The 1,076-nt window shown below is 64.9% G+C and carries 1 protein-coding gene; it reads right to left on the bottom strand.

Translation table 11 applies throughout. The annotated features are described in order from the left end of the window. The coding region (gene tuf, locus G578_RS0100020; protein WP_028792510.1) for an elongation factor Tu at positions 1-1,076 on the bottom strand (1,076 nt) is incomplete at both ends.

Genomic DNA, 1,076 nt, shown 5'->3' with positions numbered 1-1,076 from the left:
CCGCCTTCGCGGATGGCGAAGCGCAGGCCGTCATCCATGGCGATCGGCGCGATCAGCTCGACATCCATCGCGATGTTGTCGCCCGGCATCACCATCTCCGTGCCTTCCGGCAGCGTCACCGTCCCGGTCACGTCCGTCGTGCGGAAGTAGAACTGCGGACGGTAGTTGGTGAAGAACGGCGTGTGACGGCCACCCTCTTCCTTCGTCAGGATGTACGCCTCGGCCTTGAACTTCGTGTGCGGCGTGATCGAGCCCGGCTTCGCCAGAACCTGACCGCGCTCCACGTCCTCGCGCTTCGTGCCGCGCAGCAGAACGCCCACGTTGTCGCCCGCCTCGCCCTGGTCCAGCAGCTTGCGGAACATCTCGACGCCCGTGCAGGTCGTCTTCACCGTGTCCTTGATGCCGACGATCTCGATTTCCTCGCCCACCTTCACGATCCCGCGCTCGATACGGCCGGTCACCACCGTGCCGCGACCCGAGATCGAGAACACGTCCTCGATCGGCATCAGGAACGGAAGGTTCTTCGGACGCTCCGGCGTCGGGATGTAGGCGTCGACCGTCTCCATCAGCGCCAGGATCGCCTTGCGGCCGATCTCGTCGTTGCTGTCCTCAAGCGCGGCCAGAGCCGAACCCTTGGTGATCGGAATGTCGTCGCCCGGGAACTCGTACGACGACAGCAGCTCGCGGATCTCGAGCTCCACCAGCTCCAGAAGCTCCTCGTCGTCCACCTGGTCGACCTTGTTCATGAACACCACAAGCGCCGGAACGCCGACCTGGCGCGCCAGAAGGATGTGCTCGCGGGTCTGCGGCATCGGGCCGTCGGCCGCCGACACAACCAGAATCGCGCCGTCCATCTGCGCCGCACCCGTGATCATGTTCTTCACGTAGTCGGCGTGGCCCGGGCAATCCACATGCGCGTAGTGACGGTTCTGCGTCTCGTACTCGACATGCGCCGTCGAGATCGTGATGCCGCGCGCCTTCTCTTCAGGCGCCTTGTCGATGGCGTCGTACGCCATGAACGTCGCGCCGCCAGACTCTGCAAGCGTCTTCGTGATCGCGGCCGTCAGCGTCGTCTT

This window comes from Thalassobaculum salexigens DSM 19539 (assembly GCF_000423805.1).
GTDB classification, from domain to species: Bacteria; Pseudomonadota; Alphaproteobacteria; order Thalassobaculales; family Thalassobaculaceae; genus Thalassobaculum; species Thalassobaculum litoreum.
The sequence above is the reverse complement of the archived record's forward strand: the minus strand, read 5'-3'. Positions and strand labels throughout refer to the sequence as shown.